Origin of the sequence: Nocardia sp. NPDC049707, from assembly GCF_040674855.1 — a bacterium.
In the GTDB taxonomy this organism is placed as follows: domain Bacteria; phylum Actinomycetota; class Actinomycetes; order Mycobacteriales; family Mycobacteriaceae; genus Nocardia.
The window spans coordinates 401,030-416,664 of the sequence record NZ_JBFANN010000001.1 but is presented as its reverse complement, the minus strand read 5'-3'; the positions used below and the strand labels follow the sequence as shown (position 1 = coordinate 416,664).

Genomic DNA, 15,635 nt, shown 5'->3' with positions numbered 1-15,635 from the left:
CAGTCGTTCCCATTCCACTCGCCGGACTGCCCGTGCCCCGGGGGAGCCGAGAAATCGCTCAGTGCAGGTTCACGACATTGTCGAGGATGGTCTGTTGGGCGGCGGCCCATGCGGGTGAGGCGATGTCGGTGAACTCGGCGTGACCGGTTCCCGGCAGGATTCGCAGGTTCGCGGGGATACCGGCGCGGGTGGCGGCGGCGATGTAGCGGCGGCTCTGTTCGGGGGCGACGACGCGGTCCTTGTCGCCGTGGAGCGCAGTGATGTGCACGCCGACGGGGAGGTGGGCAATGGGAGAAGCCATCTGGTATCGGTCGGGTACCTCGTCGGGCAGGCCGCCGAGCAGGTTCCGCACGAACGCGTCGCGCCCGCTGGTGGCGGCAAGTTCCAGATCCAATACCGCGGCCATGAGGGTAGCGCTGAGAATGCGCGGCATCGGGTGTGCGGCGGGCACGTTCGACACGAGGGTGTGTTGGCCGGCCACCCATGCGGCGAGCTGTCCGCCAGCCGAATGTCCGGCCACATGGACGCGGCGCAGATCCAGTCGCCCGCCACAGTGCTGTTGGACCACGGTGGCCAGGGCGTTGACGGCGTCACCGACATCGGTGAGGGTACCCGGCCAGCCACCGCTTCCATTGATGCGCCGGTACTCGATATTCCATACCGCGACACCGTGTTCGGCCAGCGACTTCGACATCGGCGCGAACTGGGTCATGGTCCGGTTCTGCGACCACCCACCGCCGTGGATCAGCACCACGACCGGATAGGGGCCGTCGGAGCCATCGGCGGGCAGATACAGGTCACCGACATTGTCCGGGGTGTCACCGTAGCTGATCCGCAGCGGTGTGCCGGCGGCGGTGGGAGCCGGGTCGGTGGCGATCACGGGCGGTGCGGCCCGTTCCACAACTGCGTACATGGTCGATACCGCGAGCACCACCGCGACGACAAGACTTCTCCACCGGCCGCGTTGATCGGTTACCACGCTCAGATCCTCCGCGTCACTTCTCGACTCGACGACGACGGTACCCCGCTGTGGTCAGCGTTCGTCAGGTCTATCCGGTACCTGGGCGGCTACCACCATTGCAGCACCGGCTGCAGTCGGCGACCGAGCGTTCCGGCCAGTGAGCGCGAGTAGCTGGCGGTCAGATGATGTTCGTCGTGGTAGATGAGGATGTTGCCCTCGACAACCGGGCACACGTCCGCCTCGCACACGCCATCGGTGAGATCGATCGGGAATACGCTCGGGAATCGGGAGGCCGGTTCGAGCTGCGGATCGATCGGATCGAGGGCGTCCTCGCGGCGCATGCCACAGCTGATCCGGTCACCGCCCTTGGCCAGGCAATCGGCGGCCTTGTAGCGGACGCCATCACGCCGCAGCCAGGGCGTGTCGCGGATGGTGATCACGTTCAGGCTGCGATCGGACAGCGCCGACCAAACGTTGAGATAGTCGTCCGGAGTCTCGTCGCCGCCGTCGTCACGGGGGCGAGTGCCGGTGGTGAACACCCAGTCCGGGCGATCGGTGCCGAGGCGGTCGATGACCTCGCGCGACCAGTCCCGGCAGTCCGGAATCGGTTCACCCTTGTAGGTCACATCGTCGTCCAGAGTGAGCGGGCAGCCCATCTTCAGATACACCTGGATACGGAACGAGTGTTCCTCTGCCAGCACCTGCAGAGCAGGGATCCAGTGCTCGACATGGGAACTGCCGACCAGCGCCAGTGTACGGTCGGCGTTCTGATCACCGTAGGTACAGGTGATCACCTCACGGGTATCCCAGTCGGCGATACAACCGTCGAGGGTCGGGGGCGGAACTTCGGCAGGGGCTTCGAACACCGTCGGCCGCATCCGTGCCTGCGGGGTGGGTGCGCCCGAGGCCAGTGCCTCAGCACCCGGGTACAGCAACGGGTCGAGTCCGTCCGCCGCTTGCGGCGGATGCACTTGCACCACCGCGACCTGCCAGACACCGGTCACACCGACCACGGCGGCGGCCAGCACCGCCACCACTACACCGGCCGCGCGCCGGTACAGCACCGACACACCGCTTACCGAAATCACCGGCGTGGAACGCAGCCGCAATGGTTCCTCGATCCACCGATGCGTCACCACCGCAAGCACCACCGACACAGCGATGACACCGGCGCCAGCGACCAGACCGGCGTGGGGTCGGCCGGTTTCGGCGAGGTAGAAGATCAGAATCGGCCAATGCCACAGATACAGCGGATAGGCGATATCACCGAGCCATCGTGCGAACCGCGTCGAGAGCATGCGGTTCGGCCACGGCAGGGCCGCGTCATCGAGGTTGTTACCGGAGACGATCACCGCCGCGGCGGCGGCCACCGGCAGCAGCGCCGCAGGTCCCGGAAACCGGTTGGCGCCGTCGAGGATCAACCACCCGCAACCCACGACACCGAGCACGCCGAGCCCAGCCAGCACGACCCGCACGATTCGGGCAGGCGACAGATATCGCGCCGCGATCGCCAACCCGGCCCCGGCCAGCAGCTCCCAGCCCCGGGCAAAGCTGTCGTAGTAATTCCACCCCTGATGGGTGGCCGCACCACGCATGGCCCACAGAAACGATGCCACCGCCGCGACTGCGACGATCACCGCCAACACCGCCCGCAGCGCCTCGGCCCGTCCGAACCGGACACACACCTGGGCCACTACCGCGACCACCAGCAGGGCAACGAGGTAGAACTGGCCCTGCACCGACATCGACCACAGGTGCTGTAGTGGACTCACCGACGGATCCGCGGCCAGATAATCCGACCACGTCCACGCCAGCTGCCAATTCTGGTAGTAACCCAGCGACGCCAGCGTTTGGGCGGCGATATTCGACCACTGGGTGTACGGGCGGAACAAGGCCGTCGCGGCCACCACCGCCGCGAGCACCGCCACCATGGCCGGGAGCAATCGGCGCGCGGTACGCCGCAGCGTGAACACCACATCAACCGTCCCGGATGCCTCGGCGCGGCGCATCAGCAAGCCGGTGAAGAAGAACCCCGACAGCACCAAGAACACGTCCACACCGCCGGAGACCCGGCCGAACCAGACGTGGAACACCACCACCAGCGCGATCGCCAGCCCCCGCAGCCCGTCCAGATCCGCCCGATACCCGGCGCCCACGCGCCGATTGGACGCGACAGCCTCACTGCTGCGCGCGTTCGTGCCCATTGCCATGCGGCGCTGTCCTCCGATCATCACTGAAATGGGTACAACCGAACCGCCGTCACCGGACGACGACCACACGATACGAGGTAAACGAGGGATGACCGTGACACAACAATTCTCTTACCATGGGTAACGAAAATGCGTCCACTTCCTCCCTACCAAGATATTGGCCCCACCCCCGGCTTCGGCTACCAGCCCCCCATCTCGACTCGACCGCGGTACCGCACACCGGGCGCGAACGGCGACTGTCGGGTCGGCGCGGTTGTCTCGTATCAGTTTTCCGCTGCTGTCGGGCTCGGGACTTGATGCGGACCGGCAGGCGCGGAAATTGGACATGGCAGGTGCGGAAATTGATTGCCACACCTGGACGACGATGACAACTGTGGTGCCGTGGCTCACCCATCCGGTGCCGAGCCCGAGTCCATCGACCCGCGAGGACGCCAGCCGGCCGGTATAGATTGCCGCCGGTTCGTTCAGCGTGCGGTGATGAACCGTCCGAGTTGGGGCACGGCTTCGCCGGGGTGTCTGGCGTGGAATCCTTCGCCGAGTGCCTGCAGTTTCCAGTCCCTACCCACGCGGTACACCTTGGCCATGATCATGGCGGTGAACGGCATGCCACCGGCCAGGGTGTAGCGGGCCAACTCGGCGTTGGTGGTGGCGTCGATGAGGCGGCAGAAGGCGTTCCTGACCTGTTCGAAGGTGTGGCCCTGGTAGGAGGTGACGATGAACAGCAGGGTGGTGATGTGCGCCGGGACCCGAGTGAGGTCGACGAGGATGACTTCGTCGTCGCCTTCGCCTTCTCCAGTGAGATTGTCGCCTTGGTGGCGGATAGAGCCGTCTTTGGAGGTAAGTTGCCCGTAGTAGGCGACATCGACCAATTGTGCGTCGGCGAACATCGCAACCCACGCGTCGAGGTCGATCTCTATTGTGCGGCTTGCGAATAGACCGCCTTTCTTCTTCACCGGATCCCAGCCCAGCCCCATCGTGATGCGGGTCAGTGCGACCCCGCCCTCTTTGCGGAGCGTGACACGCTGGCCCTTGTCCAGGCTAACCGGACGGTCCTTGGACAGACTGACCTCACCAGACGGTTGCGGCGAGGCGGCTCGCGGGCCGGGCGGGCGAAGCGAGCCTCGACCGGGCGGCGGGTAGCCGTGGCCCGGAGCCGCGGGATGGCCGCCCGGCGGCGGGTAGCCCGGCCCCGGCGGGGGTGTCGCGGCCGGCGGGTATTGCTGGGCCGGGTAGACAGGGGTGGTGGATGGCGGATAGTTCGAGACCGGTTGGGTGGGCGGGGCCGGTGCGGCAGGCGGTGGGGTTCGCGCGGCGACTGGTTGTGGTGCTTCGTCGACGGTCACGCCGTGGTCGGCGACCAGGGCGGCGAACCCTCCGGCGTAGCCTTGCCCGACCGCACGCACCTTCCAGGTGTTGTGGCGCCGGTACAGTTCCAGTGCGATGACGACGGACTCGGTGGCCAGACCCTCGATTCGGTACTCGTACAACCGATTACCCGCGGTGTCGGCCACCATGGCGGTCGGCGCGGGTATACCTCCGAAGGTGCTGCGCGAGTCGTCGAGGGTGATCACCGCCCGAATCTGATCGATATCGGCGGGTACCGCATTCAGCGCTACCGCCAGCGCGGCGGGTTGTCCGAGCCGGCCGGGCCGCAGCTCGACTCCGGGGCCGGTGGGCTGGTTGAAGAACACGAAGTCGGCGTCGGAGCGGACCTTGCCCCGTTCAGTGACCAGCAGCGCGGACAGATCCGCGGGCGCGGCGACCTGCACGCAGATCACTACATCGGGAACTCCTAAGGGACCGTTCTGGCCCTTCACCAGTGTCGCGGACAACCTCGCCCCCTCGCTTGTCGGGTGCTGTCGAATTCCACTCTACGAGAACAACTCCATCGGCTTCGACGGCTCATTCCGGCAAGGCGGAAAGTGGCAACGCTGTGCGAGCGTGAGGTGTGGGCTCTGAAAGCGGGTCGACGGCTGAGTTTTCGACGATGTGATGATCATCACCGTAGAGTGGTACGGATGGCCACACTGCTGATGCAGGGACAGACCGGTGTAGTCGGCGCCGACGACATTACCGTGTCGGTGCATCACAGCGCCCGCATCGATCTGGCCGCGCTGCTATTGGACATCCAGGGCCGGGTGCACGCCGACACCGACCTGGTCTTCTACAACCAGCCCGCGGCCCCCGGCGTGCGGTTGATCCCCGGGCAAGCCGCACTGGCCATCGACCTGCGCGCGGTCTCGTCGGATGTCGTCCACATCCGCATCGTCATCACCCTCGACGACCGAACCACCCGCTTCGACCGGTATCCACCGCCGCACGTCACCGTCACCGATTCCCACGCATACCCGTTGTGCGAGTATACGATCGAAGGGTTGACCACCGAAACGACAGTGATCGCACTGGACGCGGATCGCACCGTGGCAGGTTGGCAAGTCCGCGCCGTTGGCCACGGCTACGGCAGCGGGTTCGCCGCGCTGTTATCCGCCCACGGCGTTACCGTCGGCATCAGCCCTCAACAACAGCCGCCACCGTCGATGCCGAGTCCGTCCGCACCGCCTATGGGACCGACGCTGGCGGACGGTCAGGATGTGGCGCTGGTCAAACACGGCGGCACCGAATTGACGTACGTGAAAATGGCACTGGGGTGGGACCCGGTCCGGGTCCACGGCCGATGGGGCAGCCGTGCCATCGAGATCGACCTGGACGCTTCGGCGCTGGTATTCGCGGACCGTGATCTCGTCGACGCCTCTTACCACGGTCAGCTCAGCACCCGCGACGGCGCCATCCGGCACTCCGGGGACAACCTGACCGGCGACGGTGACGGCGACGACGAGACCATCGCCGTCGACCTGACCCGGCTGCCCGTCCACGTGACCGCCGTGGTGTTCGTCATCACCTCTTATGCCGGGCACACCTTCGAACGGGTTCGCAATGCCTTCTGGCGCCTTGTCGACGGCACCACCAACACTGAACTCACCCGCGTCAACCTCCGCAGCGGCGGCCCGCACACCGGCATGCTCGTCGCCAAACTCCACCGCGAACACCACACCTGGAAGCTGCAAGCCCTCGGCCAACCCATTCAAGCCGGCCACCCGCTCGAGGCCATCAACCAAATCAGCCCCTACCTTTAACCGTCCGCGGTACCGGGCCGGTCACGATCCCGGCGCGGGCACACTGGGCAGGCGTCTCCGGTCGATCCCCCGCGCCCTCGCCGGTCGCCGCCACGGTCGGCAGTGTCGCAGGTCCTGCTGTTCGATCGGGTAGGACGCCAGACGCGACTCAACGCATCCGGTGTGATGTTGCTGTTCGGAATCGGGGACGCGGTCGTGTTCAGGAAGCCGATCACCGGCTACGACACCGATGAGAACGGCCGGATCGTCGTTCACTTTACCGACGGCGACAACGCTACCGCCGATGTACTCATCGGAGCCGACCGCATCAATTCCATTGTCCGGCAACGCAAAAATATACGTACACCTGCCGATTCCCTGTGAGTCCAACGCTGATCAATCCGAACCATCCCACGGCCGAAGGGGCCCAGCTGCGCATCAAACCGATTTCCTGGACGTGAGAACGTCCTCCTGATGCGCTTGTCGGGCTTGGCGTCCCATCGCAGGAGCAGGATGACGTTCCATGGGTAACGGTAGTGGTGTGTCTCGGGGTGATCGCAACCGCAACGCGCGGCTGACCCGGCTGCGGGCGTTGGTGCAGTAGCCAACGCGATCGTGGGGATCGATCTGGCCGACCGCAAACATCTGGTCGTTGTGTGTGACCATGACTCGAAAGTACTGGCCCGTAAGGATATTCAGGTGCGGTGCCTGGGAAGTCCTACCCCCCAGCGCCTCTCGCTCCACCATCACGATTCGATACGCGGGATTTCCTCTTCGTCGTCTAGCTCCGCGACGGTGTGAGCGCGATCCTGCCGAACACCTCGCCTGCTTCCATTTTCTGGTGGGCCAAAACCGCCCGTTCCAAGGGAAGTGTTTCGTGCACAACAGCTTTTAGCTCGCCACGATTGGCGGCAGTGAACAGCTCGGCGGTCGCGGCGCATCGGTCGGGTGCGGGGACGGTGTCGGCGCTGAAGGTGGCGAACGACATCGACCTCCGGAACGCCGCGACCATCTCCATGCCGAAGTCCGCCGGTGGCATGCCTGCCATCGCGCCGACGGCCACCATGCGACCGTTCGGCTCGAGCATGGCGAAGAAGGAAGGCAGCTCCGCACCGGCGACGATATCGAGGATGACGTCGTAGCCCGCGGGAGCATCCGGTGCACCCCGGCCGCGCCGGTCCAGCACATGCGTCGCGCCCAGCTCGCGCAGGCGATCACCACGCTCGGCCGAGGATGTCGTGACCGCCACTACACCGGCACCGCCACGGGCCGCGAGCTGGACCGCCATGACCCCGATGCCGCCGGCCGCGCCGCGCACCAGCACCGACTCACCGCGCGCGAAGTGGGCATGGCGCAGGGCGAAGTGGGCCACCATGGCCGAGCTGCCGAGCGTCACCGCGGCGACGGCCGACAGGTCGGCAGGGAGGGGGACGAGCGCCTCGGCCGGTGCGAGAGCCTGTTCGGCATAGCCGCCGCTCTCACCGGTGAGCGCCCACACGCGCCGGCCGACCCAGGCGGTGTCGACGCCCTCGCCGACCTCGGTCACGGTGCCCGCGACCTCGCTGCCGAGGATGCGACCCGGTGCGGCACCGTACGCGGCCAACGCACCGCTTCGGATCAGGACGTCGATGCCGCCGACGCCGATCGCCTCGGTCGCGATCAACACCTGCCCGGTGCCCGGATGCAAGTCGGGGAGGTCGGCGACCGCGAGTACCTCGGGACCTCCGAATGCCTGGACCATCACTGCTTTCACCGGTTTCTCCCTGTTCTTCGATCGGAACCAACCATCGGACCGTAACGGACGCCCCCGTCCGTTTAGCTAAAGTGAGAGCGGTGAATGCTCATTTGCCTCACGCACTGCGTTCGGACGCGCGTGACAATCGCGAACGCCTCCTCGAGGCGGCTCGCACGGTATTCGTCAGCGCCGGCCTGGACGTGCCGATGCGGGAGATCGCCCGGCGCGCCGGGGTCGGGCCCGCGACCCTCTACCGCCATTTCCCGACCAAGGAGATGCTGGTCGCGGAGGCGTTCACCGATCAGATGCTGGCCTGCCGGTCCCTCGTGGACGAGGGGCTCGCCGACCCGGATCCCTGGCACGGCTTCTGCCTCACGATCGAGAAGTTCTGCGAGCTGCAAGCGCGCGACCACGGCTTCACCGAAGCCTTCATGTCCACCTACCCACACGCGCTGGATTTCGCCGCGATCCGCACATCCTCGCTGACCGCCGCCGCCGAACTGATCCGCCGCGCCAAGGACACCGGACACCTGCGCCCCGACATAACGCTCGACGACCTCATCCTCATGATCATGGCCAACAACGGCATCCACGCGAGCACGCCGGCAGCACGCCTCGCGGCCGCCCGACGCTTCGCCGCACTCATGATCCAAGCGTTCCGGGCTTCCCCCGAGCCCACGCCGCTGCCGCCGTTACCACGATTGATGCCCCCCGCAGCGCCGGTACCTCGACACAAATCCAACCGGCCAAACATTCGGTAACCAGGGGATAGCCACCCTGTCATCGGCATGAGCGCTCACGCGTTCCAGATATTGCCAGTGCGCGACGACGCAGGTGCACCAGCACCCTTCTGCACCGGTGCCGACATCATCATCGACAGCGAGCTGACAGCCACGAGCCCATCCAGAAGCTGTACAAAGCATGCCGCTCAGCCCCCGGCGAGCCGCTTGACCACGGCTCGATCAGCCGCGGCGCCCACGCGGCCGACACTCTGGCGGGTTTCCTCCAGGCGCTCCATGTTTATGTGATGTTGTAGTCGGTCGTCTCGGCATAGTGGTGCCGGGCAACTGGGGGACTCACTGGGGCGACGCGTCGACAGGAAGTGGTTCCTGGTGGTCGGCGCGCAGGCCGTCGAGGGAGATGCGTAGCAGCCTGTTCCACATTTGCGGGCGGCATTCGTCCGTGAGCTGGACGGCGTGGCCCAAGGAAACCAACAAGAGCAGGAGGTCGTCGGTGGTCACGCCGGGGCGAAGCAGGTCGGTGGCGCGGAGGCAGAGTTCCTCGATGACCATGCGAAGCTGCTCGATACCCGCCGAGTCGGGTTCCGACCAGGTCAGCGCAAAGTTCTCCACGATCGCGCGGTGGCGTGCGTAGCCGGTCAGGGCCTGCTGGTAGAAGTCGGTGAGAGCTACCCATGGGTCCTCGGTGTCGATCGCCGCTCGGCGCGCGGATTCCGCCCACCTCGAGAAGTCCCGGCGCAGGACTGCGTGGACGAGATCTTCCTTCTTCGGGAAATGCCGGTAGAGGGTTCCCATGCCGACCTTGCTGCGGCGGGCGATCTCGCGTACGTCGACGGCGGTGCCCTGTTCGGCCAATACCTCGGCGGCGGTCTCGATGATCGCTTCCCGGTTGCGGATCGCGTCCGCACGCGGCGCACGCTGCCGGGTGGTGCTATTCGATTCGGTCACTGCCACGTGGCCGAGCATACGCCCCATCCGGAGCAACTGCTCCGCCTTGTGCTACTTTGAGGAGCACGTGCTCCGGATAGCAAGGGGATGTTATGTCCGACCCGTCCACCACCACCGCCTACGGGGCCCAAGCCCCTGACATCAACAGCTGGAACGCTCGGATCATCGCCGAGGTCCGGGCGAATGCCGGGTACGCGGCGTGGAGCAGTGACGACGAGTTCGCCGCAGGGCGCCCCGTTCCGCCCCGGATGGCCGCATTCGACGAGCAGGGCATGCCGCTCATCTTGGTGTGCCACACCGGGGCCAAGACCGGGCGCGAGCGGATCAGCCCTTTGTTCTACCAACCCGTCGGCGACAACTGGGCCGTCTTCGCTACGCACGGCGGCAGTCCGCACCATCCGGCCTGGTACCGCAATCTCATGGCGAACCCACAGGCTGCAGTCGAGGTGGGCGCGGAAAGGGTGCCGGTCGTAGCTCGGCTCGCGGAAGGCGCGGAGCGCGAGCGGATCTGGGCGAAGGAGATAGCCCTCGTCCCGAAGTTCGCCGAGTTCGAGGCGGCCGCCGGCAGACAGATCCCGGTCGTCGTGCTGGAGCGTGTCCATCGACACGTCACCCCCGTAGCCCAACCATGAACACCACAGAATGTCCGGTATTGCCGCTTATCGAGCGCTTCTCCGCTGGTCGCAGCCGATGAAGGCCGCGCTGGGCACTCGGTCGTCGAGCGCCTGGTGCGGTCTGATGTCCAGGGCGTCGCCGTCGACGATTGTCTTACGTCAAGATCTTGGCAGGATCTGTCTGTTCACATGGTTGATGCCACGCTGGCGAGAGCGCCGGAGAGCGCTCGGTAATGGCGATGAGCGTGCTATCCAGCGTGGTCGCAGGTGATCTGGGGCCGGTGCGGGTGTGCGGTGACGACTGAGTTGTCGCCGGGTGGTGCGCAACCAGTGACAGAACCGATTCAGTCTGCTCGGGATGCCGACACCATCGGCTGCCGTTTCCGATGCTGCGGAATGTCGGGGCGGTTGCTCGCGGGGGTCAGCGGCCACTCCGCGGCTTACTCAGCAGCGCGCGGCCGCGATCCGGGGTGAGGCTGTACGCCAGCACAGGGTCGGCGAGCAGCGCGATCGGGGCGATGTGATCTGGAGTGCGGGGCTGCCAGTGCGTCATCGCGGACTCGAGCGCATGCCACAGTGCCGCTGGGTCCGCGTGGTGTTCAACGAGCGCGTTTCGCACCGCGGTGTCGAAGGCCTGGTTTCCGTAGGTGAGCCGGTAGCCGGGCTGCTGCACCCGTACTCGGTGCTCGTCGATAGCAGGTCCAATCTCCAACCCTGTGTCGTTCTGGGCGACTTCGAGGATCTTGGCGACTTCGAGCGCGGAGTACTGGGAGGACCCGTTGTTTGTGTGTTGCTGGGCGAGTTCGAGGGCTACGCGTTGTCCGGCGAGCGCGCCGTCCGCGCGCTGCTGGGCAATTTCTAGTGCGGAGCCGTACCAGGGCTCTTTATTTGCGTGTTGCAGGAACATGCACGGCAGGAACTCTTCGGTGAACAGTGAACCCGTGAAGAATCCATCCGGGACGGACGCCGGAGGCAACAGACGCGAAAGAAGCCGGGAGGCCTCGTACGGGGAGGAGGTGGCGAGGAACATCTGGAGCTGGACTCGTAGGACGGTGGCGCGTGGCCGGCCGAACTGTTGGGCTTTTTCCAGGGCCACCATGGCTGTGTCGATGTCTCCCGAAAGAGCCTCGCCCCGAGCCTGTTCCACCGCCAGATCCCAGTCGTCACGGGTCTTGCCCGCCGGCTGGCGGATCTGATGAAAGCCTTGGTACCGCGATTCCATGAGCGCGATGAACGACGGATATCGCCGCGGAAATTCAGCCCAGGAAAACACGCTGTAGGCCGCCCACTCGCCGTTCTCGTCACGGTCGGCCGGGTCGAGGAACAGAACCCCGACGTCGGCGTGAAGCGAGATCAGTAGCCCGCGACTGAACGGGTTACCCGGCGCGCCGACCGGAGCCTCGGTGACCAGGTCGGCCCACGACTCCCAGGATGGGTCGAGGTCACGCAACCACCCCAGGTTGGTGGTGTCACGCATCTGCCAGACGGACACCCCGGCATTCCGCCATCCATCGGTGGTCAGCAGGAAGTCGCGATACGAGGGCGGCAACCTCAGACCGAGTCGCTCCTCGACCGCCGCGACGTCGGCCTCGGCGGCCGGGGCGTACCCGAGCCAGCGCTCCCGCACCACCTCGGGATCCAGCTCGGCAGGATCACTGCCGGTGATCCATTCCTCGCTCCACAGCTCCAACCACGGTCTCCAGTTCATTCCATGAACGCTACGAGTAGCCGCCGACAAGTTCGGCATGCGTGCAGGCCGAGATCGTGGTGAGAGTAGTTACTGGCCCTGCTTCGACATGTCCGCAAATGCCGCTTATCTCGCGGTTTTGCTGGTCATGACCGGGTGTAGGCCGCGCTGGGTGTTCGAACGCCCAGCACGGCCTACACCGATTGTGACCACTAGAAGACGTGCGATAAGCGGTATTTGAGGGTGTTGCATTCCGAACCTGCGGACCTGCAACCCTTCTGCTGAATCGGTAGGTTGCCTGCTCTCTGCCGATGTGGGCAGACAACCTGCGCGGTGTTCGGCTAGACCGCGTATGCGGCGGTGCGGATGAGGTTCGCGACGACCTCCGGCCGGGAGACGTAAATGGCGTGGCTGCCGGGGGTGTTGGCGACGGTGGCACCGATGCGTTCGGCCATCGAGAGCTGAGCGGTCGGCGGGATCATCTTGTCTTCGGTGACGTGCAGGTACCAGCTGGGCTTGCTGCGCCAGGCGGGTTCGCTGATGGCTCCGCCGAGAGCGTCGAGCCCCCAGGGGACCTGGGAGTCGGCCAGGAATGCGGCGTCCTGCTCGGGGAGGTCACCGGCGAAGGAATCGTGGAACTTGGCACGGTCCAGGAACAGGTAGCCATCGACCGGGGGCAGGATCGGCGGCTGCGGGCCGTCCTGCGGGAAAGAGGCGATGAGGCTGTTCACCGATTCGTCTTTGTCGGGGGCGAATGCGGTGATGTAGACCAGGGCGGTCACCTTGTCGTGAGTGCCTGCCTCGGTGATGACCGCGCCGCCGTAGGAGTGCCCCACCAGGACTGCGTCGCCGTCGACGCCGTCGAGGATCTGGCGAGTGGCCGCGGCGTCGTCGGCGAGGGATTTGGTCGCGTTCTGGACCACGCGCACGGTAAAGCCGTCGCGGGTGAGTTCGTCGTAGACGTTGTGCCATCCGGCTCCGTCGACGAATCCACCGTGGACCAGCACGATTGTCGGTTTGCTCATGGCAACCTCCCGTATTGGCAGGGTGGCGGGATCGCGCACCCGGAACTGCCGGTCACATCGTCGGTGACCACGGATCGCGCGGGCGCGGACGAAGGTGCACAGGATGCGGACAGGAGCGCATCACTGGCTTGTCGGCTGCTCGGGGTGGCCTCGCCGCATCTCGCCGGGGCTGACTCCGTAGCTTGCACGGAAGGCTCGGTTGAAACCGCTGATGTCTCCGAATCCGCTGCGGTGAGCCAGAGTTGTGATGCTCAGATGGGCGAGCCGGCGATCGAGCAGTCCCTCGCGGACACCTGCCAAACGACGGCGGCGGATGTAGAGCGCGACCGACTCGTTCTCCGCTTGGAACAGCTTGTGGAGATAGCGGGTCGAAATATTCACTGCCGCAGCGATTTCAGTCGGAGCCAGCGCCGGATCTCGCAGGTGCTGTTCGATGTAGGTTTTGATGCGCGTCATCAGGCTCCGTTGCGCGGCATCGGCATACCCGGCCCTGTCGGGTTCGGCGAGCAGGCACACTGCCAGGTCGGTGGTGCGAGCGAGTATCTCCTCGGACTGAGGCTCCGCCACGTCCGCGCCATGACGGATCAGGTCGATTACGAATCTGCCGACGACTCCGGACAGTCCGTGCTGTCCCGACAGCACGCGCCCGCTCGCGGCGCGGCGTTCTCGGTCGCTGAGCGGCACCGCGTCCGAGGGTACCGAGAGCACCGATGCCGACCATGGCTGGTGGAATGTCCAGGTGAACGGCCGCGAGTTCTCGTAGACGACGAAATCGCCCGGTGTGAGTTCGGCGATCCGCCCGTCTTGTTCCAGTGATGCCGCGCCACCGGTGAGGACTGCGATCTGAAAGAAGGCCGCATCCGACTGCTGGATGCAACGCGGGGTCCGTCGATGGATGTGCGGGCTCGCGGTCAGCTCGGCGAACAGCAATCGCCCGCGGATCGTTCCTTCCAGCCGCGCCACCGGCTGGGGGGAACGATCCCAACCTTCCAGGTTCACCGGCGCGAAGGTGTCGCCCAGCACATGGTGCCAATAGTCCTCCCGCTCAGGAGGTTCGACCTCATCGGTCGATGCAGCGATATCTGGCACAGCTCCCCATCTTCCTCGCCGTTGCGGCGATGCCGAGGGGATTCGAAGTGACGGATCCGTGACGTCCGCTATGGCCCGCTACCACCACCGCGGTTATAGAACCAGCTGTGAAGCTCCATTCGCCAGCGCATTGTCGGACGTCCGGCACTCGGCACAGTCGGGCACGCGTGAGATTTCATGTGCCCGAGGTCATGTAGGCGGCGTAATCGTCAGTGCGGTTGCGGTTGTGGCCGCCAAGAGCCGTCGAGTCGAACGCCCGCAGCCGCCGCGATCCGGTCGCGGGATTCGAGCAGTCGGTGGCGCAGCGCTGTCAGGTCCACGCCAGTGAGCACACCGTCTCGTTTGACGACGCGACCAGCGACGAGCACCGTGTCGACCAGGCCGGGATGGCCCGCACTGACGATCGTGCCCGCCGGGTGATTCACCGGGAACATAGTCGGGTCGTCGGCGCGCAGCAGGATCAGGTCGGCGCCTTTGCCGGGAGTGATACTGCCGGTGCGAGCGTCGAGTCCGCAGGACCGGGCAGCGTCGAGGGTGGCGAATTCCAGCAAGTCGTGGGAGTTCAGGGTGCCGTCGAGGCCGCGCTGCACCGCGTAGGCGGTGCGCATGGTGGAGAACATGTCGCCGCCGACCGACGGGGTGTCATCGATGGACAGCGTCGGCCGTAGCCCGGCCGCGAGGGCGCGCCCGGTCATCGGCCAGCCGAATCCCATCTTCAGCTCGACGTCCGGGCTGATCGAGATGGAGCTGCCCGCGTCGGCCAGCATTCGCAATTCGTCGTCACCGATTCCGTTGGCGTGCACGAATGTTGTGGTGTCCCGCAGTAGCCCATGCTCATACAGGTCGGCGATCGGGCGGTTGGTCCCGTCCGAGGCGATGTGCACGCTGGTCCGCACGCCCAGTTCGGCCGCCAGCTTCAGTTCCTCGGCGACCGTGTCGATGCTGGTGTCCTCGGCCCCACGCAGCCCCAGCGCCATGGTGACGAGTTCGTCTGCGGGCAGCGCGGATCGGACGCGACGGGCTTCGGTGTCGATCCGATCGGAGGTCCCCCAGCCCGCGCCGTAGCAGAAGATCGATCGGCCGGGCGCGTCGCGCAGTGCGGCGACGGCGGCGTCGGCGTGCGCGGGACCGGACGCGCAATGGAACCAGTCCAGCATCGTGGTGACGCCGGAGTGCAGCGCCTCCAGCCTGCCGATCAGTGTGCCCAGATAGACGTCCTCGGGCTGATAGTGCGGTTTGAGTGTGTGGTGCAGCGCCGCAGCCCATTCCGGGAATGTCCAGTCCGCGCCGAGCCCGCGGAACGCGGTCTGCCAGGTGTGGCGGTGGTTGTCGACGAATCCGGGCATGACGATCCGCCCGGTCGCATCGATCACCTCTGCGTCAGTCGAGTCGATACGGTGCGCGACGTCGGTGATCACGCCGTTCTCGATCAGAACGTCGCCGCGGTCGAGATCACCGATGGTGGGGTCCAAGCTGATCACCGTGCCGGCGGTGAGCAAGGTCTTCATGATGA

The 15,635-nt window shown here is 66.0% G+C and carries 13 protein-coding genes; 4 read left to right on the top strand and 9 right to left on the bottom strand.

The window, feature by feature from the left end:
• Positions 1–58: 58 nt before the first annotated feature.
• The 3 genes from AB0J29_RS02090 to AB0J29_RS02080 all read right to left on the bottom strand — a co-directional run bounded on the left by AB0J29_RS02090 (position 59) and on the right by AB0J29_RS02080 (position 5,003).
• The gene (locus AB0J29_RS02090) at positions 59–979 is read right to left on the bottom strand and encodes an alpha/beta fold hydrolase (RefSeq protein WP_364777649.1); all 921 of its coding nucleotides are present in this window, start codon (positions 977–979) and stop codon (positions 59–61) included.
• 89 nt (positions 980–1,068) lie between these two features.
• A complete protein-coding gene (locus AB0J29_RS02085; RefSeq protein WP_364777919.1) occupies positions 1,069–3,165 on the bottom strand; it encodes an acyltransferase family protein in 2,097 nt (698 codons plus the stop codon).
• Positions 3,166–3,635: 470 nt separating this feature from the next.
• Positions 3,636–5,003, bottom strand: a complete 1,368-nt coding sequence (locus AB0J29_RS02080) for a TerD family protein (RefSeq protein WP_364777646.1) — start codon at positions 5,001–5,003, stop codon at positions 3,636–3,638.
• A 186-nt stretch (positions 5,004–5,189) separates the two neighbouring features.
• Here AB0J29_RS02080 and AB0J29_RS02075 point away from each other — a divergent pair, with 186 nt between their 5' ends.
• Together AB0J29_RS02075 and AB0J29_RS02070 are read left to right on the top strand one after the other, a co-directional pair.
• Positions 5,190–6,305: a TerD family protein gene (locus AB0J29_RS02075; RefSeq protein ID WP_364777643.1), complete on the top strand. Its 1,116-nt coding sequence runs from the start codon at positions 5,190–5,192 to the stop codon at positions 6,303–6,305.
• A gap of 102 nt (positions 6,306–6,407) precedes the next feature.
• On the top strand, positions 6,408–6,668 hold the full coding sequence (locus tag AB0J29_RS02070) for a hypothetical protein (protein ID WP_364777640.1): 261 nt from the start codon (positions 6,408–6,410) through the stop codon (positions 6,666–6,668).
• Positions 6,669–7,065: 397 nt separating this feature from the next.
• On the opposite strand, the gene AB0J29_RS02065 is transcribed toward AB0J29_RS02070, so the two are convergent.
• Positions 7,066–8,037: a zinc-dependent alcohol dehydrogenase family protein gene (locus tag AB0J29_RS02065; RefSeq protein ID WP_364777637.1), complete on the bottom strand. Its 972-nt coding sequence runs from the start codon at positions 8,035–8,037 to the stop codon at positions 7,066–7,068.
• An 80-nt stretch (positions 8,038–8,117) separates the two neighbouring features.
• Between AB0J29_RS02065 and AB0J29_RS02060 the strand changes: the two genes are divergently transcribed.
• Positions 8,118–8,780, top strand: a complete 663-nt coding sequence (locus tag AB0J29_RS02060; RefSeq protein ID WP_364777634.1) for a helix-turn-helix domain-containing protein — start codon at positions 8,118–8,120, stop codon at positions 8,778–8,780.
• A gap of 315 nt (positions 8,781–9,095) precedes the next feature.
• On the opposite strand, the gene AB0J29_RS02055 is transcribed toward AB0J29_RS02060, so the two are convergent.
• Complete coding sequence (locus AB0J29_RS02055) at positions 9,096–9,713, bottom strand: helix-turn-helix domain-containing protein (protein ID WP_364777631.1); 618 nt, start codon at positions 9,711–9,713, stop codon at positions 9,096–9,098.
• A gap of 86 nt (positions 9,714–9,799) precedes the next feature.
• Between AB0J29_RS02055 and AB0J29_RS02050 the strand changes: the two genes are divergently transcribed.
• Positions 9,800–10,339 carry a nitroreductase/quinone reductase family protein gene (locus AB0J29_RS02050; RefSeq protein WP_364777628.1) on the top strand — a complete coding sequence of 180 codons (540 nt, stop codon included), beginning with the start codon at positions 9,800–9,802 and terminating at the stop codon, positions 10,337–10,339.
• A 403-nt stretch (positions 10,340–10,742) separates the two neighbouring features.
• Here AB0J29_RS02050 and AB0J29_RS02045 read toward each other — a convergent pair whose 3' ends face one another.
• The 4 genes from AB0J29_RS02045 to AB0J29_RS02030 all read right to left on the bottom strand — a co-directional run bounded on the left by AB0J29_RS02045 (position 10,743) and on the right by AB0J29_RS02030 (position 15,630).
• A complete protein-coding gene (locus AB0J29_RS02045) occupies positions 10,743–12,029 on the bottom strand; it encodes an SMI1/KNR4 family protein (RefSeq protein WP_364777625.1) in 1,287 nt (428 codons plus the stop codon).
• Positions 12,030–12,349: 320 nt separating this feature from the next.
• On the bottom strand, positions 12,350–13,033 hold the full coding sequence (locus AB0J29_RS02040) for an alpha/beta hydrolase (RefSeq protein WP_364777622.1): 684 nt from the start codon (positions 13,031–13,033) through the stop codon (positions 12,350–12,352).
• Between the two features lie 120 nt (positions 13,034–13,153).
• The gene (locus AB0J29_RS02035; RefSeq protein WP_364777619.1) at positions 13,154–14,122 is read right to left on the bottom strand and encodes a helix-turn-helix domain-containing protein; all 969 of its coding nucleotides are present in this window, start codon (positions 14,120–14,122) and stop codon (positions 13,154–13,156) included.
• A 209-nt stretch (positions 14,123–14,331) separates the two neighbouring features.
• Positions 14,332–15,630 (bottom strand): amidohydrolase family protein, encoded by a 1,299-nt coding sequence (locus AB0J29_RS02030; RefSeq protein WP_364777616.1) that lies wholly within the window; start codon positions 15,628–15,630, stop codon positions 14,332–14,334.
• Between the last annotated feature and the right edge of the window lie 5 nt (positions 15,631–15,635).

Coding starts and splice junctions, on each gene's coding strand:
- AB0J29_RS02085 (WP_364777919.1), bottom strand. CDS start 3,165: ATGGGCACGAACGCGCGCAGCAGTGAGGCTGTCGCGTCCAATCGGCGC.
- AB0J29_RS02075 (WP_364777643.1), top strand. CDS start 5,190: ATGGCCACACTGCTGATGCAGGGACAGACCGGTGTAGTCGGCGCCGAC.
- AB0J29_RS02050 (WP_364777628.1), top strand. CDS start 9,800: ATGTCCGACCCGTCCACCACCACCGCCTACGGGGCCCAAGCCCCTGAC.
- AB0J29_RS02045 (WP_364777625.1), bottom strand. CDS start 12,029: ATGAACTGGAGACCGTGGTTGGAGCTGTGGAGCGAGGAATGGATCACC.
- AB0J29_RS02040 (WP_364777622.1), bottom strand. CDS start 13,033: ATGAGCAAACCGACAATCGTGCTGGTCCACGGTGGATTCGTCGACGGA.
- AB0J29_RS02030 (WP_364777616.1), bottom strand. CDS start 15,630: ATGAAGACCTTGCTCACCGCCGGCACGGTGATCAGCTTGGACCCCACC.